Source organism: Bradyrhizobium sp. 179 (assembly GCF_023073535.1).
Taxonomy (GTDB): Bacteria; Pseudomonadota; Alphaproteobacteria; order Rhizobiales; family Xanthobacteraceae; genus Bradyrhizobium.
The window spans coordinates 33,036-52,862 of record NZ_JADPJR010000036.1; the positions used below are offsets into that span (position 1 = coordinate 33,036).

Annotated in this window: 16 protein-coding genes and 1 pseudogene; 9 read left to right on the plus strand and 8 right to left on the minus strand. The window is 61.6% G+C overall.

The features are described from left to right. Window positions 1-115: 115 nt before the first annotated feature. The 7 genes from IVB12_RS08785 to IVB12_RS08815 form a co-directional block, all read right to left on the minus strand. A complete protein-coding gene (locus IVB12_RS08785) occupies window positions 116-2,701 on the minus strand; it encodes a hypothetical protein (RefSeq protein ID WP_247297757.1) in 2,586 nt (861 codons plus the stop codon). A 710-nt stretch (window positions 2,702-3,411) separates the two neighbouring features. Further along, window positions 3,412-3,942 (minus strand): terminase small subunit, encoded by a 531-nt coding sequence (locus IVB12_RS08790; RefSeq protein WP_247297759.1) that lies wholly within the window; start codon window positions 3,940-3,942, stop codon window positions 3,412-3,414. Between the two features lie 356 nt (window positions 3,943-4,298). Next, the gene (locus IVB12_RS08795) at window positions 4,299-4,907 is read right to left on the minus strand and encodes a hypothetical protein (RefSeq protein ID WP_247297761.1); all 609 of its coding nucleotides are present in this window, start codon (window positions 4,905-4,907) and stop codon (window positions 4,299-4,301) included. A gap of 273 nt (window positions 4,908-5,180) precedes the next feature. Then, a complete protein-coding gene (locus IVB12_RS08800; RefSeq protein WP_247297763.1) occupies window positions 5,181-5,528 on the minus strand; it encodes a hypothetical protein in 348 nt (115 codons plus the stop codon). Window positions 5,529-5,545: 17 nt separating this feature from the next. Next, on the minus strand, window positions 5,546-5,785 hold the full coding sequence (locus IVB12_RS08805) for a helix-turn-helix domain-containing protein (protein WP_247297765.1): 240 nt from the start codon (window positions 5,783-5,785) through the stop codon (window positions 5,546-5,548). Window positions 5,786-6,124: 339 nt separating this feature from the next. Then, the gene (locus IVB12_RS08810; protein ID WP_247297767.1) at window positions 6,125-7,342 is read right to left on the minus strand and encodes a site-specific integrase; all 1,218 of its coding nucleotides are present in this window, start codon (window positions 7,340-7,342) and stop codon (window positions 6,125-6,127) included. Window positions 7,343-7,529: 187 nt separating this feature from the next. Next, window positions 7,530-8,483: a LysR family transcriptional regulator gene (locus IVB12_RS08815; protein WP_247297768.1), complete on the minus strand. Its 954-nt coding sequence runs from the start codon at window positions 8,481-8,483 to the stop codon at window positions 7,530-7,532. Window positions 8,484-8,581: 98 nt separating this feature from the next. Between IVB12_RS08815 and IVB12_RS08820 the strand changes: the two genes are divergently transcribed. The 6 genes from IVB12_RS08820 to recQ all read left to right on the plus strand — a co-directional run bounded on the left by IVB12_RS08820 (window position 8,582) and on the right by recQ (window position 16,993). Continuing rightward, entirely contained in the window at window positions 8,582-9,763 is a 1,182-nt protein-coding gene (locus IVB12_RS08820; protein ID WP_247297771.1) for an MFS transporter, read from the plus strand. Window positions 9,764-9,882: 119 nt separating this feature from the next. Then, window positions 9,883-11,442, plus strand: coding sequence for an amidase family protein (locus IVB12_RS08825; RefSeq protein ID WP_247297773.1), 1,560 nt, complete (start codon window positions 9,883-9,885; stop codon window positions 11,440-11,442). 290 nt (window positions 11,443-11,732) lie between these two features. After that, window positions 11,733-13,034, plus strand: a complete 1,302-nt coding sequence (locus IVB12_RS08830) for an O-acetylhomoserine aminocarboxypropyltransferase/cysteine synthase family protein (RefSeq protein ID WP_247297775.1) — start codon at window positions 11,733-11,735, stop codon at window positions 13,032-13,034. Window positions 13,035-13,046: 12 nt separating this feature from the next. Further along, complete coding sequence (locus tag IVB12_RS08835) at window positions 13,047-14,045, plus strand: homoserine O-succinyltransferase (protein WP_247297776.1); 999 nt, start codon at window positions 13,047-13,049, stop codon at window positions 14,043-14,045. A gap of 103 nt (window positions 14,046-14,148) precedes the next feature. Continuing rightward, entirely contained in the window at window positions 14,149-14,892 is a 744-nt protein-coding gene (locus IVB12_RS08840) for a polysaccharide deacetylase family protein (RefSeq protein WP_247297777.1), read from the plus strand. A gap of 235 nt (window positions 14,893-15,127) precedes the next feature. After that, complete coding sequence (gene recQ, locus IVB12_RS08845) at window positions 15,128-16,993, plus strand: DNA helicase RecQ (RefSeq protein WP_247297778.1); 1,866 nt, start codon at window positions 15,128-15,130, stop codon at window positions 16,991-16,993. A 101-nt stretch (window positions 16,994-17,094) separates the two neighbouring features. Here recQ and IVB12_RS08850 read toward each other — a convergent pair whose 3' ends face one another. Further along, window positions 17,095-18,108 carry a 1-aminocyclopropane-1-carboxylate deaminase gene (locus IVB12_RS08850; protein ID WP_247298003.1) on the minus strand — a complete coding sequence of 338 codons (1,014 nt, stop codon included), beginning with the start codon at window positions 18,106-18,108 and terminating at the stop codon, window positions 17,095-17,097. Between the two features lie 162 nt (window positions 18,109-18,270). On the opposite strand from IVB12_RS08850, the gene IVB12_RS08855 reads away from it, so the two are divergent. The 3 genes and pseudogenes from IVB12_RS08855 to IVB12_RS08865 all read left to right on the plus strand — a co-directional run bounded on the left by IVB12_RS08855 (window position 18,271) and on the right by IVB12_RS08865 (window position 19,827). Further along, a complete protein-coding gene (locus tag IVB12_RS08855) occupies window positions 18,271-18,735 on the plus strand; it encodes an Lrp/AsnC ligand binding domain-containing protein (RefSeq protein WP_247276253.1) in 465 nt (154 codons plus the stop codon). 81 nt (window positions 18,736-18,816) lie between these two features. Beyond that, window positions 18,817-19,376 (plus strand): annotated as a pseudogene (locus tag IVB12_RS08860) (carboxymuconolactone decarboxylase family protein). A 205-nt stretch (window positions 19,377-19,581) separates the two neighbouring features. Further along, complete coding sequence (locus IVB12_RS08865; RefSeq protein WP_247298006.1) at window positions 19,582-19,827, plus strand: hypothetical protein; 246 nt, start codon at window positions 19,582-19,584, stop codon at window positions 19,825-19,827.

Consider the following 19,827-nt stretch of genomic DNA (forward strand, 5'->3'; position numbering starts at 1 on the left):
AAAGCCATGACAGTAGTCCTGACCTCCATGCACTAACGTCATCCTGATCGCTCCACGCGCCCGCAGGTTAGTCGCGTTCGGCGCGCGAGACAATTTCAGAAAAGTGAGCACATTTTTACTTACTGCGCACCCCTTTGGTACTGCGCGAAGGTAATGATGGTACCGAAAGAGTTTCCCCGATATTCGTTCGCAGCAAGCAGTTCATCACTTGCGCGCTACCCTGATCCAGTGTCCAACCGAGCGGCGGCACAGGTGCAGTGGGCGCTACACGACAGATGCTGTTGTCAACACTCTGATCCGTCGCGTTCTTCCAAGCCTGTAGGCTATTAATGTAATCATCGGCCATCTCCTTTGAAACGGCACCCTGGGTCACCAGTTCTCGTACCTCTTCGGAACGCTGTGCGATAATTTCATCTCTCTTCTTTCGTAACGACTGCAAGCCGCGCTCAATGTAGGTCGTGTCATACCCACTGGTCAGTCTGCTCGATAGGGCGTAATTCCAAAACGCTAGGGGGTCGGCTTGAAATTGCTTCACCAGCCGCTCGGAATGCACACGACGCGCTGAAATGAGACTCACAGGTGGAGCGAGAAGCCACAGCAGGTGTGAAGGACTGAAGGACTGCTCAAGCTTCGCGATATCGCGCATGCAGCGCGGCTGGCCTCCGCCCGAATCAAAAAAATGCAATACTTTTGCGCTTGCATCGTTGCGCCACGCTGAAGGCGGGGTTAGGCAAGCCTCTTCCGGATCGTTTGCGATATGGATGACATGCAGAGACTTCCGGGTCGGATCGTCGGTAGACTTCTCCTCGCGTGCGATCTCGGACTTCAGCACTCCCGCCACTGCTTCACTGATCATTAGGCCGGTGTTGTCAACGTAGCCACCGTCGACGAGCACCCACGCGAGTGGCCATGGATCGTTCTTCGCGATCCCACTGGCGCGAATCCGCTTGAATGCTTCCTCAGAAGCGTGCTTTCGATCGGCCTTAGGGAGATCCTTGATTTTTCCGTTCCACTCACCTTGCATAGCGACATACTCAGGGTTTACGCCAACGACGGCTGGTGGTGACAGATAGGGAAACCGCGCGCTCATGTGAACGGCTTGCGCAACAGTGGCATTGACGAGACTCGTGTTCTCGAAACTCCCATAAAGACCGGTTGCGCCTAATGAAAGGAGCAGAGGTGTCCTTCCCGCCATCATGACCGAAGTGGGCGACAACGAAACGGCGGACCCGCTTAGCACATCGGTTGAGACAAAAAAGACCGCGGGCGCTGCCTTGAAGCCATCCACGCAAAGATCCATGAAGGGACGGTAGAAAAAGTCGGTTTTGCCGAGATCGTGCCAGAGATCCGCGAGTGCCTTCTCAAATGCTTGATCCCGTCCCGCCGAAAACCAGAGCGGCCCGAATAGAAAACGCGGCATATCTAGGAAGAGAAGGCCACCTGCGAGAGGTGACAAGAAATCGGACATAAGGAAGCGCTCGATGAGGTGAAAGCGTCCTTCTGAGTCGAGATCCCGTCGCTCCTGAGCGGCTAACCATGTTGCAATGCCGAGGCTTCCGCCAGATACACCGGCGAGCGAGACAACGCGCTCCGCGAAGCGACCGTTCGACGAGGCGCTGAGCCGCTCCAGAGAGAGGGCGGTCCAGTACGCGGCTCGAATACCGCCGCCTTCGGCGCTCACAAGAAAGAAGCGGTTATCATTTCCGCGCTCATCAGCAAACGTCGTTGCATGCTCTATAGGGCGATCGAGTGCACCCAGCAGGTTCGACGGTGCTTTCACGCATGAGTTTTGTCGCTGGGTCGCCCACGCGATTTCCGCTTGCACCCGAGCGTCTTCGAGCAAGGGATTGGCAGTGTTCATTTGAGCGGGTGTGACGATGATCCAAAGTGCCATTATGCCGGCGACAGCGGCCCCGATCCATCGCTTCTGCAAGGACAATGGGACGACCACGAGTGCCACTCCGAATAATGTGGCATTTGCGGCGATCCCAACCATTGCTATGAGCAGCGTGCCTGCCTCAGCGAGCCGGGAAGGTGCCCGCATCGAAATTCCGGCTCCAATCACGATCGGCACAAGCGCTGAGAGTATTGCGATGATCGAAAACCAAAAGGAATGTGTTAGCACGAATCGAAGAAAGCGACGCGCTGCAGACTGGCGAACCGCCCCGCTCAACGCGGTCCAGGCAGTCCCTACGGCGACGACAAGGCCCAACAGTCCCGTAATGATCCACGCAACCATGAGTGAAGTCGCATGCGAAAACATGATCGAGGGGCTGATTGACAGCGCTCCTAGCCAGATTCCGCTTGAAAGCACGCGCGCTGAAGTCTGCGGTCTGCTTTTGTTGGTCCCGACTCGCGCTGCGATAGGTTTGGGGGTCGAGGCAACAAGGGCGAGCAGACACCCAAGGGCAACCAATAACCACGCGACGAAAAGACTGGCGATAGTTACGCCGGTGGAGTCCTCATGGGCAACAAGATCGTGCGCGATTGCCGCACCTTGATCAGAGCGGATGATGGCGTGAAATGCTGCGGCTCCGATCAGCCATGGCCACAGGAATAGGGCGGGTCGAACAATTATACCAAGCGCCGCCCACGCACGAGTGAGGCCCGCGCCTACACAGAATCCAATCACGAGGATGATGATGATGACCCAAATGGACGCACGCCGGGCAAATCGCGTGAGTGAAATAGTAGAAACCATTGCCACCCCTAGTGCCCGTCGTGGAACGTTTTGGGCACCTTTCTATATCCTGTTCCGTGCAGAATCGCGACGTCGGACATTAGCGCGGGGATCGAGTCGGGCGCCCTGGCGGACAAGCCGTGTTTACCTCCGACATAGCCGCCCTACTGCAGCTCTTGCGCTCGGATCCTAAAAAGCCGAATTAACTCAGCGCGGTTGGCAGGATACTCCTTCCGACACGTGTTCGTTATAAGTCATTGAAACAGCTTTCATTACTTTCAATGCGTGGCTGGTCTCCAGACGAGTCCTCCGCCCTTTCTTAAGAACATCATAGTAAGTTCCCGGAGTTCGCTGGATCATCCGATTTATCCTCGTGCTTGGTCTCAGCCGTCGCGCGTTCAGACAAAGACAAAAAGGTTGCTGCCAACAGAGCACTGCGTTTTGCTCCCAACCGGATCTGTTGAATGTTCGCAGGGTTCTAAGCTCTGGGCACGGTCCTCAAATTCTTTTGCTAGCGACCCGATCCCGGTTCTATGGCCTATGGGAGCCTCGCCCGTCGCTCATTTCCAAAGCGGCCGGCCTACACTAGAGGGCACCACCACAGGACGCTCTATGAGGCTGTCATAATGTCGCAGGTCCGTCGTCCAGCACTTCCGCTTTTAATGGTCGGCGACGGACGTGCGTCACGCTCCAACCTGAACCGCCGCACGCCTTTAGATGCTGCCGATCATTCAACAAAAAACAGATGTCCGAATCTCCCCCAATGAACGTTCGGATAGACCGAGCGCTTTGAGCTGTTCGGACAACGCTTGATTCAGCTCTGCATCCGTCATTCGCGCGAATACTCCAGGCTGGTCAATCTCGTGTCTGTGTATAAGAAGTCCCGCAATCTTCGCCGCCAGCTTCAACCCGCTTATGGCGGCATCCAGATCCGGCTTGAAGGTTCCAGTCGCATCGCCATTCCGGTCGCGGACTGGGAGCCCGCGGATCGACAAATCAATTACATGCTTCAGCCGGACAATGATCCACTCTTCCGTAAGAGCAGCTCGCGTTATTCCGATTTCTCGCGCCTTGGCCTCACTGTTGGCGCGCTCGCTTATGATCTCTCGAACTCGTGCTTCGATGGATGGATTCCTACAGATCCTGCTCGCATTCGCTGGCTTATACACGTAACCGGCCGCTCGGTAGGCCTCCGCCTGGCTCTTCCCCGACGCAAGGGCGTTGGCGATAATTTCGTGCTTCGGCTTCGATAGTATTGGCATCGGTCGTCTCGTTTGGCCTTATCCACCCTTATCACGAAATTATCCGATCCAAGTCCCCAAAGGCTGGACGTTCAATGTTTGCGGAGTGCGTAGCTGGGACTGATCAGTTTGATGGCGAGCATGCGCGCTCGCCGGGTATCAATTTGATCGGATCAACAATGGCATGGCGAAAGAAGTATCCTCCATATCGCTATGGCAGCCCCGTGGATCGGTTTTCGATTGCGGGCTTGACATCACCCCGTCGATAGGACCTCGCCTCAGGCGGGCTCCCATTAGTGTTGACGCTACGCGTCGCGATCTTAGTGTCGCAAGTGTGTCGCCCAGCACTGCTATCAATGGGGTACGACATAACTGGGTCATTCAACGTCCGACTTTCGTCTCTGACGCTCCCATGTCCGCCGAGAAATGCTCATTTTCTCCCACGGACGCAGGACCGAAAGCCGGGTCTTTAACCATTCCGATCTTGGCACCATGCCTTGCTTGCGACGGCGTCTGGCTGCTCGCTCCCTGTCGCGTTCGCGTTTTTGTTTTTTGCGACGGTGCGCACGTTGCGCCTTCGTGACGTCACAGGCGCCGATGGTGGTGATCTTCAGATATCTGCGCTCCTCAAAGGTTAAGGCGAGCAATTTGCCAAGTTCGTCGGCTTTCTCAATTCCCGACCGCTGTAGTGCTCGGTCGGCAATTTGCTTCAAATGATCTACCGAGGTGAAATAAGCCCAACGTTCCGCCCAGATGGCCAGTCTCTCAAACACCTCTGCCAGTGTCGGAAGGCCCTTCCGCTCATGAAGATTTCGGCGAAGCAGCTTGGCGGCTTGAAGCAGATAGACATCCGCTTGCTCGGAGGTCGGGAGGATGCCGTTTGGAAACCTGAGGCTGATGATCCTCTCAAGCTCTCGCAGTCTACGAGTGGTCAGGTTGAAGGGACCCTTGCGCAACAAACGAGTATGGTCGCGAGGTTGTCGCATTGGGGTCGCTTACCGCGGAAACCCGAGGCCGTTCAGCTCTGCAACGAGATTAGCGATGCGGATCGGAAGACCCGTGCGATCCCTGACGTGTCGCCCACCTGGAGTCAGGATCGCTTCGTCGCGATTTGCCCCCCAGCGGTCGGGCGGCGTGGTGACGAAGTCGGATTGGCAAGATGACTTGCGGTGCGATATATTCTTCATAGCTGCGCTCTTTACTTGGCGGTACAGGGACGGCATTTGCCGCCGACGCGAGCTTCAATCGCGTCGGCGGAATCATTTGGCGGGAGCGTCTTCCGGCAAGGTGATCCGGTGCTGATCGGGGGCGTCGGGCTTAGTGGCTTTTCGTCGCACGAACTTTTCGCCCATCACGTCGAACTGCGCAGCCTTCCCGATGACAGCTGTCATGGCGACGACCTCCGGCTTGTGCGGCCAGACCATGCAGATACGATCCGCGGGATCGTAACCTCGGCTCAAAAGGACCCGACTGCCGTCGAGCAGAGGTTGGCGCGTAGCGCGGCAGATCAGCTCGCCGGTTTCGCGTAAATAAGCATCAAACCGGTCGTGCTGGCGTCGACCACGGCGATCGAACGCTGGCTTCACAATGATGGTGATGTCGGGCATGGCTAATCGGACCATGCTCAGCGGTTTGAATTGATGGGTGCGGACGCCAGTGACGCAGGCTCTGCTACGTCCAGCGTGCGGAACCAAGCTTCGGCATCTTCGGTAGCGATTAGGCTGCGCTTGCCAATCTTTCGGACTCGCAAATGTCCGAGTCGCACTTGCTGGTAGAACGTCGTCCGACCGATCCGATATTCTCGGCAGAATTCGTCGACGGTTAGTGCTCTGGCCTGAGCTTGCTTTTGTGCGGCAGGTTTCATCAAAGCCTCCTCGCGTACGAGCTGGTGCCTTGTGACTGTTGACAAACGTCAACGCGCGCGCGCGCGAGACATTAGGCACCCGTCACAAAACACGGGTTTCTAGATGTCCGCGCACACTCGGCTCGAGCTGCATACGGGGAGGGAGTTCGATACACCGGCGGCGTGCCAGCGGCTCATTCTGAGCAAAGATCGAACGTCAGAGCTAATAGCGGGCTTTAACGATCATTGCAAGCTACACGCGAATGCGCGACAGGCCGCGCATTTAGGGGGCTGGGACCGCCCACAGGCCGTGCCTCGACGACGAAACGCGCCGGTTGACAGAACTTCGAGGCTGTTGGTTCACGGTTCGGCTGCTTCGTCTGTGAGGGCCGCCTTCTTGCGCTTTGCTATGGATACGACGTTATTGGAGCGCGGCTCACAATATGCGGCCCACGAATCCATCAGCCGTCGCCGTTTCTCCAATGCATCGCTTCGGCGGTAAGCTTGCTCGGCCTTGTCACCAATGACGTGTGCCAGCGCGGTCTCGACAACCTCTCGCGGAAAGCTGGAAACATTACCTGCCCAGTCTCTGAAGCTGGAGCGGAATCCATGCACGGTAACCTCTTCGAGTTTCATTCTCCGCAAGACCATCTCCATCGCCATGTTGGAGAGCGGCTTACCGCGGACCAGCCCGGGAAAGACAAAACTGCCCGACTTGACTTTGTGAAGGCCACGCAGAATCGAAACGGCGCGCGCTGAAAGCGGCACCCGATGTTCCCTTCCTGCCTTCATTCGATAAGCGGGAACGGTCCAAAGCTTCTTCTCCAGATCAACTTCATTCCACTGCATTCCAAGAATTTCACCCGAGCGCGCAGCCGTCAGGATGCATAGTTCAAGCGCCTGCGCGGCCAAGGAGTCGCTGTCCCGAAGCTGAGCGAGAAATGCCGCTACTCGTTCATAAGGCATAGCAGCATGGTGACCTCGGGCCAGCTTTAGCTGTTTTGGCAGGAGGTGATCCAGATGTCCTCGCCATCGGGCTGGGTTCTCCCCTTCGCGGAATCCCTTGGCTTTAGCGGCATCCAGAACCTTCTCGATGCGGCCGCGGAGCCGGGAGGCCGTTTCGGACTTTGTGGTCCAGATCGGCTTTAAAACAGCCAGAACGTCGTCTGTGGTGATGGTATCCACCGGCCTACCCCGCAGCGGGCTCGCGTAGGTCTCGAGAGTCATTTTCCACTGCGCTTTGTGCTTTTCGTTGCGAAAGCCGGCCGAAAGCATTTCACGTACCGTGTCGGCCATCTCCCCGAACGTGGGGATACCTCTGTCGCGCTTTCGCTCTTCGATGGGATTGAGCCCTTGAGCAATTTTTCTGCGCGCCCAAGCGGCTTGCTCCCGGGCATCGGCAAGGGGCACGCTCAAGGCGCTTCCTAGGCCCATTTCCTTAGCGCAGCCCCGCCATGTGAAGCGCAGAACCCACTTGCGCGACCCGGAAGGGGAAACGATCAGATAGAGATTGGCGCCGTCGCTGTATTTGCCGGGTTTTGCCGTCTCTACCTTGCGAGCCGTAAGCTTGCCAGCCATCCGTCGCCTTCCTGTTCGGTCCCCAAGTCGGTCCCCAAATATAGCGCGGCTTGACTCGAATTGGAACGGACATAGGCAACCATGAGCGTCATGAAGGCAGCCCAGATACGGCGATTTGCGGGACAGTGGCGAACGACAGAGAACGCGAGAAGACACATGATTGGCGGACACTCTCTCCGCCATTTCATCATCCCGCCAGCTTCCATCTCCCGTCTCCGGCCCGCTTCAGCACGGGATCGCTCACCCGCACGTGCTCGGCGAGGAAATCGATGAACGCACGGACGCGTGCCGGGAGCGGCGCGGTGTGGCCGACATAGACGGCGTGGATGTCTTCGCGGTCGCCGGGATTGTGGCTTTGCAGCACCGGGACGAGGCGGCCCGATTCGATGTCGGGGCCGATGTGGAAGAGGGCAAGGCGCGCGAGGCCGACGCCGCCGAGCGCAAGGCGGCGCGCGGCTTCGCCGTCGCTGGCGCGCGCGACGGGAGGTGGCACCGCTTCTTCGGTGTGGTCGCCGCGCTTGAATGGCCAGCCCCGGATACTGCGCGGAAACGTCCAACCGATGCCGCGGTGATCAGCGAGATTGGCCGGCGTCCTCGGCGTGCCGCAACGTGCGAGATAGTCCGGCGCGCCGACCACGACCATGCGGCTGGTGCCGAGTTTTCGGGCGACGAGACGTGATGCACGCAATGGCCCGACCCGGATCGCGACGTCGGCGCGCTCCTGCATCAGATCGATGACCGTATCCGTGAGCACGAGATCGAGCGTGACGTCGGGATGCTCTTCCAGGAACCGCGGGATCAGTGGCATCACATGCAGCATGCCGAATGGAATGTTGCTGTTCACCGTGAGGCGGCCGCGCGGGGTCGCACCGGAGGCCGCCTCGCGCTCGGCTTCCTCCATCTCTGCGAGGATGCGCACGGCCCGTTGGTAGAACGCCTGCCCTTCTTCGGTCAGGGTCAGCTTGCGTGTGGTGCGGTTGACGAGGCGCGAGCCGAGCCGTGCCTCCAGCCGTGAGATCAGCTTGCTCACGCCCGATGGCGTCAGGCGCAGTTTTCGACCGGCCTGGGTGAATCCGCCGAGGTCGACGACGCGGACGAAGACCTCCATCTCGGCGGAGCGGTTGGTGTCGAAACGGCTCATGTTGAATTCACGTCACAAATGATTGGATTGCGGCCATGCTAACGGTTTTGCCCACGCGCGGCTATCTGCGTGGCTCGTCTCATCCATCGGAGCCACGCATGCCTTCCGCCGTCCTTGCGCTCACCGCCGGTGCCTTTGGCATCGGCACCACCGAATTCATCATCATGGGCCTGTTGCTCCAGGTTGCCGCCGAGATGCACGTCTCGGTGCCCGTCGCGGGCCTGCTCATCTCCGGCTATGCGTTCGGCGTGTTCGTCGGCGCGCCGGTACTGACGCTCGCCACACGGCGTATGCCGCGGAAGACCGTGCTGCTCGCGCTGATGGCGATCTTCACGCTCGGCAATGCGGCCTGCGCACTGGCACCGAACTACGAATTGCTGATGGCCGCGCGCGTGTTGACTTCGCTTGCCCACGGTACCTTCTTCGGCGTCGGCTCGGTGGTGGCGACCAGCCTCGTCGCCGAGGACAAGCAGGCCTCGGCGATTGCCACCATGTTCATCGGCCTTACGGTCGCGACATTGCTGGGCGTGCCCTTCGGCGCCTGGTTCGGCCTGATGCTCGGCTGGCGCGCGGCGTTTTGGGCCGTGACGGTCATCGGTGTGATCGCCTTTGCCGTGGTTGCCGCGCTGGTGCCCGGGCATGTCGGCAATGGCGAAAAGCCGGTCTCGCTTGCCGAGGAAGTCTCGGTGCTCGGCCGCCCGCAGGTGCTGCTCGGCCTTGCTATGACGGTGTTCGGCTTTGCCGGCCTGTTCGTCGTCTTCACCTATATCCAGCCGATCCTGACGCGCTTCACCGGTTTTTCGGAGGCCGCGGTCTCACCGATCCTGCTGGTGTTCGGCGTCGGCCTCGCGATCGGCAACGTCGCCGGCGGCAAGCTCGCCGACCGTGGGCTCGCCGGCGCGCTGATCGGAACGCTCGCTGCGCTCGCCATCGTGCTTCTTGGCCTTGCCGCCGTGCTGTCGCTCAAGATCCCCGCGGTCGTGCTGATCCTGCTGCTCGGCATCGCCGCCTTTGCGACGGTCGCCCCGCTCCAGCTTCGCGTGCTGGAAGCGGCAGGCCCCGATGGCCGCACGCTTGCCTCCAGCCTCAACATCGCCGCGTTCAATCTCGGTAACGCTCTCGGCGCCTGGGCCGGCGGCGTCACCATCGATCGCGGGCTCGGCTTCTCGGCGCTGCCTCTGGTCGCAGCCGGCATCACCGCTGTCGGTCTCCTGCTGGCGCTGTGGAGCCTCCGGCTGGACCGCGCCCAGGCCGCCGTTGCGGCTTGCCCCGCGGAATAGCGCAGCGGTGCGTTCGCGGACAATTCGCCGCGTCGCGCCATCGCGCCATGCAGAAAACGCACCTGTACACGTCCTTTCGCCATTCGTAACGTCTACGGCGCAATTTCAGGAGATGCGACGTGGCGAAGGCGACGACCAAGAAGAAAACGGCTTCGAAGAAACCGGTAAAGACCTCCAGCAAGAAAAGCACAAGCCGCAAGGCCGTCGCTGCGAAGAAGACAAAGAAAGCCACGCGGCTCAAGCCGGCCTCATCGCGCCGTCCCAAGGGGCCGGCTTGGCAATGGTCGGCGGTCGAGACCGCGGCTGCGATCCGCTCCGGCGCAATCTCCGCCGTCGAGACGGTCGAAGCGCATCTCGAACGCATGCGCGCCGTCAATCCGAGGCTGAACGCCGTCGTCGTCGATCTCTCCGAAGAGGCGTTAAAAGCGGCGCATGCGGCCGACAGGCAGCGCGCGAAGGGCGGCGAGCTCGGCCTCCTGCATGGCGTGCCTGTAACCATCAAGGAAAATGTCGACTACGAAGGGCGGCCAAATTTCAACGGCGTTCCCGCCAACAAGGACCTCATCGCGCCGTCGGATTCCCCCGTGGTGCGCAACTTGAAAAAGGCCGGCGCGATCGTGATCGGGCTCACCAACACACCGGAATACTCCTTCCGCGGCTTCACCGACAATCCTCTGCACGGGCTGACGCTGAACCCCTGGGATCCGAACATCACCTGCGGCGGCTCCTCGGGCGGCGCAGGCTCGGCGGTGGCGGCCGGCATCGGCACCATCGCCCATGGCAACGACATCGGCGGCTCGCTGCGCTGGCCGGCGCATTGCAACGGTGTTGCCACCATCAAGCCGACGCAGGGACGGATCCCCGCTTTCAACGGAAGCGCCACCGCCGAGCGGCCGATGCTGGCGCATCTGATGTCGGCGCAGGGGCCGCTCGCCCGCCACGTCGCCGACGTTCGTCTCGCCCTGGAGGTGATGAGCCAACGCGATCCGCGCGATCCCTGGTGGGTGCCGGCGCCGCTCGTCGGGCCGAAGCCAAAGGGGCCGATCAAGGTTGCGCTGGCCAAGATCCCCGATGACATGGACGTTGAGCCGCAGGTTGCCGCGGCGCTGCGCCAGGCCGCGGATCATCTCGAGCGGTCCGGCTATCGCGTCAGCGAGGTCGAGGTGCCCGACATCAACGGCGTCTGGCAGACCTGGTGCGACATCATCACCAACGAGACCGTTGTGATGCAGGAAGCCAGCATGCTGAAGGTTACGTCCGAGGATTTTCACAAGGCCTGGGGCGGCATGAAGACCAAGGCCAACGTGCTCGATCTCAAAGCCTGGATGCAGGCGACGGCCGCGCGCAACGGCCACATCCGCGCCTGGCAATTGTTCTTTGAGGAGTATCCGGTCGTGCTGGCGCCGACCACGGTGAAGCCGACGCCGGGCCCGCGCGAGGATACCGTCAGCCCCGAGCGCGTGCGCGAGATCTTCTGGGGCGAGATCCGCTTCATCTCCGCGATTAACGTGCTGGGCCTGCCTGGCGCGGTAGTTCCGGTGGCAGTGCATGACGGCAGGCCGATCGGCGTGCAGCTCATTGCCGGGCGCTATCGCGAGGATCTCGCGCTCGATGCCGCGGCCGCGATCGAGAAGCGCGCCGGCGTGCTCGCTCATCGATTGTGGGAGACGATGGCCTGAAGCTAGGCAGGCTGTCGACGCGTTGACGGTGCACCCTTTGTCCCCTATGCGGTACGCAAAACCAAGGGAGAAGGGAAAAGTAACGCCGCTGGCGCGGCAACCTCGTCAATTCGTTAATCCAGTTTAACCCGAATTCTGGCCACATCGCCAACAAGCGTTAGGGTTACTTCCTCGATCTCTAGGCGAATTATTGTCCGCTTTACCACCCCCTTCTAACAGGAGGATGGCGGACAACGCACGCGCCTCATACAGGCCGATAAGTGCGGCCCGCTCCACGCGGAGGTGGCACGATGCGCAACGAGACGATCGCTATTCACGCCGGCTACGAACCGGAAGCCACAACGCACGCCGTCGCCGTGCCGATTTACCAGACCGCAGCCTATGCGTTCGACAGCGCCGATCATGGCGCGGCGCTCTTCAATCTCGAGGCCGAGGGCTTTCGTTACAGCCGCATCGCAAATCCGACCAGCGCGGTGCTGGAGAAGCGAATCGCTCAGCTCGAAGGCGGCGTCGGCGCGCTTGCGGTTGCGACCGGCCAGGCGGCGCTGCATTTCGCCTTTGTCAATGTCGCCGATCACGGCGGCAACATCGTCTCGGTGCCGCAGCTCTACGGCACCACACACACGCTGCTCTCCCACATCCTGCCGCGGCAGGGCATCACCGGCCGCTTCGCCGACAGCGATAAGCCCGAGGCGATCGAGAAACTGATCGACGAGAATACCCGTGCCGTATTCGCCGAGACCATCGGCAACCCCGCCGGCAATGTCTGCGACATCGAGGCGCTGGCGAAAATCGCGCATTCGCATGGCGTGCCGCTGATCGTCGACAACACGGTCGCGACCCCGATTCTGCTCAAGCCGTTCGACTACGGTGCCGATATTGCCGTGCATTCCCTGACCAAGTTCCTCGGTGGCCACGGCACCACGCTCGGCGGCGCCATCGTCGATTCCGGAAACTTCCCCTGGGGGAAACACGCCGACCGCTTCCCGGCTTACAACAAGCCGGATGCGTCCTATCATGGCCTCGTCTATGCCGAGCGGTTCGGCAGGACCGCCTACATCGAACGCGCGCGCAGCGTCTATCAGCGCACCATGGGTTCGGTGCTCTCGCCTTTCAATGCCTTCCTGCTGCTCCAGGGCATCGAAACCGTGGCGCTGCGCATGGAGCGCCACGTCGAGAACGCCCGCAAGGTCGCCGAATTCCTCCGTGGCGATCCGCGGGTGGCCTGGGTCAATTACACGGGCTTCCCGGACAGCCCCTATTATCCGCTGGTGCAGAAATATCTGAACGGCAACGCCTCTTCGCTGTTCACCTTCGGCATCAAGGGCGGCATGGAAGCCGGCAAGACCTTCTATGATGCGCTGAAGCTGATCACGCGCCTCGTCAATATCGGCGATGCCAAGTCGCTGGCCTGCCATCCGGCGTCGACGACGCACCGGCAGATGTCGGCAGAGCAGCAGCGCATAGCGGGCGTGCTGCCGGAGACGATCCGCCTGTCGATCGGCATCGAGCATTCCGCAGACATCATCGAGGACATCGACCAGGCGCTGGAAAAGGCCTGTCCGTCGTCGCATCTGCAGGCCGCGGAGTAGGCGGCGGCGCCGATGACGATCTTGATCGACAGGGATCAAGTCATATCAAGCCCGGCCCTGGTGCCGGCCGAAGGTGATCTCGCGCGTGATCGCGGCGCCGAGCTGACCATCGGGCTGATCAACAACGTGCCGGACCCGGCGTTGAAGGCGACCGAGCGGCAGTTTATGAAGCTGCTCCAAGCGGCCGCAGGCTCGCGCCGCATCCGCTTTCACTGCTTCTCGCTTCCTTCGGTGAAGCGCTCGCCGGACGCCAAGTGGCATATCGAGAGCGAATATTCCGATCTTGCGGATCTCGGGCGCCGTCAATTCGATGGGCTGATCGTGACCGGCGCCGAGCCGGTCGCGCCCGAGCTCGACCAGGAGCCGTACTGGCGCGACCTGACCGAGCTGATCGACTGGGCCAAGGTCAACACGCGCTCGACGATCTGGTCGTGCCTCGCCGCGCATGCGGCGGTGCTGCATCTCGACCGTATCGAACGACGGCGGCTGCCGGCCAAATGTCACGGCATCTTCGACTGCGAAGCCGTGACGAACGATCCGCTGACGCGCGGTGCGCCTATGCCGCTCAAGGTCTCGCATTCGCGCCTGAACGAGATCGCCGAGAGCGAGCTCGTGCAAGCCGGGTACCGGGTGCTGACGCGCTCGGAAGAGGCCGGCGTCGACGTCTTTGTCCGCCAATATGCCAGCCGCTTCGTGTTCTTCCAGGGCCACCCGGAATATGACGCGCTGTCGCTCCAGCGCGAATATCTGCGCGACGTCGGTCGCTATCTCGCCCGTGAGCGCGAGAATTATCCGAACTTGCCCGTGAGTTATTTTGACGCAGCGACGGAAGAGAAGCTGGCCCGCTTCGAGAAACAGGCACGGCACCAGCGCCATCCCGCGCTCACCAACGAATTGCCTGCGCTGAATTTGCGCGCCGATATCGCCGCCGGTACCGCAGCGGCAGCGTTATTCCGGAACTGGCTGCAATATCTCGATACGGATGCCGACGTATCGGTCCCTGCGTGCTAGCCGAAGGGTGTTGGCTCCATGTTAGGATTACCCGAGCGTTAGGCTTGCCTCAACCAGCGCGCGAATGTTTCAGTAGCGCATACGGAATCACGGGAAACGCAGCGTGTGGTCGGCATTCCAGGGACGCGTGAGCAATCGGCTGGCTCGGCATTTCCGCGCCGCGCCGCACCGGTTGCCTGCGCGCGCGCCGATGGTGAGCTTCACCTTCGACGATGCCCCAGATAGCGCTGCAGGGGAGGGTGCCGAACTCCTGGAGCAACATGGCGGCCGCGGCACATTCTACCTCTCGGGCAGCCTGATCGATCAGCCGTCGGATCATTGGCAGGGCCTGTCGAACGACGCGATCGTGCGGCTTCACCGCGCCGGCCACGAGATTGCCTGCCACACCTTCTCGCACCAGAGCGCGGTCGATCTCGACGAAGCCGCCATGGAACGCGAGATCGAGCGCAATCGCGACCATTTCCGCAGCATCGATTCCTCGATCATGCTGGAGAACTTCGCCTATCCGTATGGTCTCGCCTCGGTTTGGCGCAAGCCGCAGCTTGCAAGAGCCTACCGTTCGGCGCGCGGCATCCTTCCCGGCGTCAATCACGGCGTCATCGACCTTCAGTTCCTGCGTGCTTCGCCCTTGATCGACCGCGACATCGATACGACAGGCATCGATCGCTATTTCGACGAGGCGGTCGCAAGCGGCGGATGGCTGATCTTGTACGGCCATGACGTCGCCGACCGGCCGAGCCCCTATGGTTGCACGCCGCATTTGATGCGCCATGCGCTGAAGGCGGCCGAGAAGCGCAGTGTACCGATCCTGACCGTCGCGGAGGCGCTGCGAAGGATCGGAGCATAGCGGCTGTTCTTCCCTTTTCCTCTTGTGGAGAAGGTGGCGCGAAGGGCCGCATGAGGGGTATGTCGCCGCGAAACAAGTCTCATCGAATGCGCGGTCAGAGACCCCTCACTATGCGGCGAGCCAGCCTCTCTCAAAAGCGGAGAGGGGAACACTATACCCTGCCGCGCAAACGGTCTTGCCATGCCCGCTCGGTCGTGCGACTGGCGTTGACCGAAAGCTCAATGTCCTCACGCCCATGTCCTCTCCTTCGACCGCTCCGCTGTCTGCTCCGGCCAACGGCCGCGACGCGCTGTCGGTCTTGCATTCGGTGTTCGGCCTGCCGGGGTTCCGCGGCGCGCAGGGTGAGATCATCCGGCACGTGACCGAAGGCGGCAATTGCCTTGTGCTGATGCCGACCGGCGGCGGCAAGTCGCTCTGCTATCAACTCCCCTCACTGCTGCGCGAAGGCTGCGGCATCGTGGTCTCGCCGCTGATCGCGCTGATGCGCGATCAGGTTGCGGGCCTGATCGAAGCAGGTGTGAACGCGGCCGCGCTGAACTCGTCCCTGACTCCGCACGAAGCCTCGGAGGTGGAGCGCCGCCTGATCGCGGGCGATCTCGACCTGCTCTATGTCGCGCCGGAACGGCTGGTGACGCCGCGCTGCCTGTCGATGCTGGCGCGGGCGAAGGTGGCGCTGTTCGCGATCGACGAGGCGCATTGCGTCTCGCAATGGGGCCACGACTTCCGGCCCGAATATGTCGGTCTGTCCGTCATCGCCGAGCGCTTTCCCGATGTCCCGCGCATCGCGCTGACCGCGACCGCCGACGATCTGACCCGCAAGGAAATCGTCGAGCGGCTTCAGCTTGCCGGGTCCCCGCAATTTATCTCCAGCTTCGACCGGCCCAACATCCGCTACGAGATCGTCGACAAGCGCAATGCGGTGTCTCAGCTGAAGGAGTTCATCCGCGAGCGCCACATGGGCGATGCCGGCGTGGTCTATTGCCTGTCCCGCAACCGCGTCGAGGAGGTCGCTGCCGCGCTTCAAGACGCAGGCATGGCCGCGCTGCCCTATCATGCCGGCCTCGACAGCAGCGTGCGCTCCCGGAATCAGGACCGCTTTCTCAACGAGGACGGCATCGTCATCGTCGCGACCATTGCGTTCGGCATGGGCATCGACAAGCCTGACGTGCGTTTCGTCGCCCATCTCGATCTGCCCAAAAGCATCGAAGCCTATTATCAGGAGACGGGGCGCGCCGGCCGTGACGGCAAGCCCTCCGCCGCCTGGATGGCCTACGGCCTCTCCGACATCGTGCAGCAGCGCCGCATGATCGACGAGTCGAACGCTTCCGACGAATTCAAGCGCGTCTCGATCGGTAAGCTCGACGCGCTGGTCGGCCTTGCCGAGACGCCGCATTGCCGGCGTCGGCGGCTGCTCGCCTATTTCGGCGAGATCGTGATGGCCGAGAGTTGCGGCAATTGCGACAATTGCCTGACGCCGCCGAAAATGCGTGACGGCAAGGTGCTGGCGCAGAAGCTGTTGTCCTGCGTCTACCGCACCGGCCAACGCTTCGGGGCAATGCATTTGATCGACGTGCTGGTCGGGCGCCTGACCGAGAAGGTGATGCAGTTCAGCCATGACAAGCTGTCGGTGTTCGGCATTGGCCGCGAGCTCAACGAAAAGCAGTGGCGCACGGTACTGCGGCAATTAGTGGCAATGGGGCATTTGCAGAGCGACAGCGAAGCATTCGGCGCGTTGAAGCTGACGGACTCTTCGCGGGGCGTGCTGCGCGGCGAAACGGAAGTGTGGCTGCGCGAGGAGGCGCCCGGCACCCGCATCCGTTCGAGACGGGTCAAATCGCGCCGCGGCGACCTCGCACCCGCGGCGAGCGCGCCGCAAGGCGACATCGATCCCGAATTGCGCGCGCGGCTGCGCTCCTGGCGTTCCGACGTCGCCCGCGAGCGCGGCGTGCCCGCCTATGTCGTGCTGCACGATGCCACCATCGACGGCATCGTTCGGGCCTGGCCGACGACGCTGGATGAACTCCGCAACGTGCCCGGGATCGGCGACAAGAAGCTCGAGCATTACGGCGACGAGCTGTTGCAGATCGTCAGGGCGAGCTAGCGAGTAGTCTTCGCCCAACGCGACCCTGTGGCTCTCGGTGCCGGATCTGTGCTCATGCTTGTCCGGACGACAGCCGTGTATGTGGCGGGATCTGCGCCACCTCACCCATTCCGGAACGCATAGGCATACCCGTTCAACGCGGGCGCGCCGCCGAGATGGGCGTACAGGATCTTCGCGCCCTTCTCGAAATAGCCCTTCTTCGCAAGGTCGATCAGGCCCTGCATCGACTTGCCCTCGTAGACGGGGTCGGTGATCATGCCTTCGAGCCGCGCGGTGAGGCGGATCGCTTCCTTGGTCTCTTCCGACGGCACGCCGTAGGCGGGATAGGCATAGTCCTCGATCAGCACGACGTCGTCGGGGACGAGCTCCTTGCCGAGCTCGACGAGCTTTGCGGTGTTCTGCGCAATCTCGAGCACCTGGGCTTTCGTCTGGCTAGGCGTGAACGACGCATCGATGCCGATCACCTTGCAGGCGCGGTCGTCGGCGGCGAAGCCGACCAGCATGCCGGCATGGGTCGAGCCGGTGACGGTGCAGACGACGATGTAGTCGAATTTGAAGCCGAGCTCCTTCTCCTGCTTGCGCACTTCCTCGGCGAAGCCGACATAGCCAAGGCCGCCGAATTTGTGCACGGAGGCGCCGGCCGGAATCGCGTAAGGCTTGCCACCCGCCGCCTTCACCTCCTCGATCGCCTGCTCCCAGCTCTTGCGGATGCCGATGTCGAAGCCGTCGTCGACCAGGCGCACGTCGGCACCCATGATGCGCGAGAGCATGATGTTGCCGACGCGGTCATAGACGGCGTCCTCGTGCGGTACCCACGCTTCCTGCACCAGACGGCACTTCATGCCGAGCTTGGCGGCGACCGCCGCGATCATGCGGGTGTGGTTGGATTGCACGCCGCCGATCGATACCAGCGTGTCGGCGTTGGAGGCGATCGCATCGGGAATGATGTATTCGAGCTTGCGCAGCTTGTTGCCGCCGTAGGCAAGGCCCGAATTGCAGTCCTCGCGCTTGGCGTAGACCTCGACTTGACCGCCGAGATATTTCGATAGCCGCTCAAGCTTCTCAATTGGCGTCGGACCGAAGGTGAGCGGATAGCGCGCGAATTTTTTCAGCATCATGGGTCATCCCGATTGGCATTGGGCTGGCCGCAGCGACTAGCACTTGCTGCAAGAAAGGTGCTCTCAAATACTGCACCAATCTTGCGCCGTTGCTTGCAAAAATAACATCAATTACGCCTATTTATGCCGTGATGACCGCTAAAGATGAGAGATTCTTCCATGCCTTCCCGGCTCGACCGTATCGACCTTAAAATATTGCGATTGCTTCAGAATAACGGCCGGCTCAGCAATGCCGAGCTGGCCGAAACCGTCGCGATCAGCCCCGCCACCTGCCATCGCCGCACCCAGCGCCTGTTCGAGGACGGCTTCATTGCGACTGTGCGCGCGATGGTGGCGCCGAAGAAGGTGGCCAAGGGCACGCTGGTGATGGTCGGCGTCGTGCTCGACCGCTCGACCCCGGAGAGTTTTGCCACTTTCGAGCAGGCGATTACAAAACTGAAATTCGTGCTCGATTGCCACCTCGTCGCCGGCGATTTCGACTATTTCCTCAAGATCCGTGTCGGCGACATGGAGGATTTCAACCGTATCCATGGCGAGCAGCTGATCGCGCTGCCCGGGGTGCGCCAGACCCGCACCTTCTTCGTGATGAAGGAAGTCGTCGACAACGCGCCGCTGGAGTTTTGAGCGCGCCCGTCACAGCAACTTCACTTGCCCTGCGCGCGCATGCAGGCGAGCTTCGCATCTTCTCAAAGAGGAGATCCCGCCGTGCGCCTTTCCATTCTCGATCCCAAGGATCTGGCCGACGAACAGAAGCCGCTTTATGACGACATGCGAGCCGGCATCAAGGACCATTTCAAGGGTTTTGTGAACATGCGCGACGACGGCGCGCTGCTGGGGCCGTGGAATCCCTGGCTGCGCGAGCCGCGCTTCGGCAAGCCGGTATGGGAGCTGGTCAAGGCGATCGCGTCGAACCCGCTGCTGCCGGCACCGGTGCGCGAGGTCGCCATCCTCGTCACCGGCTCGCATTTCCGCTCCGGATACGAACTCTACGCCCACGTGCTGGTCGCCGAGCAGCGCGGCTGTCCGACGAGAAGCTCGCGACCATCGTCGCTGGACAGCGGCCGGTCGATCTCACCAAGCAGGAAGCGGTCGCCTACGACATGGCCTCGGCGCTGGTCGGCGGCGGCGTGCTGCCGGAGCTGACCTGGCGCGCCGCCGTGAAGGAGTTCGGCGAGCACGGCGCAGCCGAGCTGTCTTATCTCGTCGGCGTCTACTGCATGGTCTCGGTCACGCTCAACACCTACGACGTGCCGGTGCCGGATTAGCCCCCGGATCGAACCGGGCGCGCGGCTCATCCCGGTGCGGCGATTTGGCGACAGAACCGGTGCGCTGGTCGCGCGTTCGAGCAAGTGGCGCCGTCGGCTGCTGGACCATCCGGATGCCGAACGCTATTTTGCTGCCGCCACGGCGACGCATTCGCCGGTTACGGCCGAACTAAACACTGCGCAGGACAATAGAGACATGAAAGCCATGAACACCTCACGCCGTATCCTGCTCACGGGTCTGGCTGGGCTTGCTATCGCTCCGACCGCGGTGGCCGCCGCGCCGAAGCCTGCCACCGAGGATACGACGGTCGCGGAAGAGCGCTATGCGCGCATGATCGCGGCCGCGCATGCACCCGACGTCAGCTGTGCACGACAGGCCGAACTTTACGCTGATGCACATTGGCCTGAATATGTCGTGGCAGCCAGGGCCGTGCTCGACGCGCGGGTGTGA

Excerpts from the sequence above, each read along its gene's own strand:
- IVB12_RS08785 (WP_247297757.1), bottom strand. The coding sequence starts at position 2,701 with ATGGTTTCTACTATTTCACTCACGCGATTTGCCCGGCGTGCGTCCATT.
- IVB12_RS08790 (WP_247297759.1), bottom strand. The coding sequence starts at position 3,942 with ATGCCAATACTATCGAAGCCGAAGCACGAAATTATCGCCAACGCCCTT.
- IVB12_RS08795 (WP_247297761.1), bottom strand. The coding sequence starts at position 4,907 with ATGCGACAACCTCGCGACCATACTCGTTTGTTGCGCAAGGGTCCCTTC.
- IVB12_RS08800 (WP_247297763.1), bottom strand. The coding sequence starts at position 5,528 with ATGCCCGACATCACCATCATTGTGAAGCCAGCGTTCGATCGCCGTGGT.
- IVB12_RS08805 (WP_247297765.1), bottom strand. The coding sequence starts at position 5,785 with ATGAAACCTGCCGCACAAAAGCAAGCTCAGGCCAGAGCACTAACCGTC.
- IVB12_RS08810 (WP_247297767.1), bottom strand. The coding sequence starts at position 7,342 with ATGGCTGGCAAGCTTACGGCTCGCAAGGTAGAGACGGCAAAACCCGGC.
- IVB12_RS08815 (WP_247297768.1), bottom strand. The coding sequence starts at position 8,483 with ATGAGCCGTTTCGACACCAACCGCTCCGCCGAGATGGAGGTCTTCGTC.
- IVB12_RS08820 (WP_247297771.1), top strand. The coding sequence starts at position 8,582 with ATGCCTTCCGCCGTCCTTGCGCTCACCGCCGGTGCCTTTGGCATCGGC.
- IVB12_RS08830 (WP_247297775.1), top strand. The coding sequence starts at position 11,733 with ATGCGCAACGAGACGATCGCTATTCACGCCGGCTACGAACCGGAAGCC.
- IVB12_RS08835 (WP_247297776.1), top strand. The coding sequence starts at position 13,047 with ATGACGATCTTGATCGACAGGGATCAAGTCATATCAAGCCCGGCCCTG.
- recQ (WP_247297778.1), top strand. The coding sequence starts at position 15,128 with ATGTCCTCTCCTTCGACCGCTCCGCTGTCTGCTCCGGCCAACGGCCGC.
- IVB12_RS08850 (WP_247298003.1), bottom strand. The coding sequence starts at position 18,108 with ATGCTGAAAAAATTCGCGCGCTATCCGCTCACCTTCGGTCCGACGCCA.
- IVB12_RS08855 (WP_247276253.1), top strand. The coding sequence starts at position 18,271 with ATGCCTTCCCGGCTCGACCGTATCGACCTTAAAATATTGCGATTGCTT.
- IVB12_RS08865 (WP_247298006.1), top strand. The coding sequence starts at position 19,582 with ATGAACACCTCACGCCGTATCCTGCTCACGGGTCTGGCTGGGCTTGCT.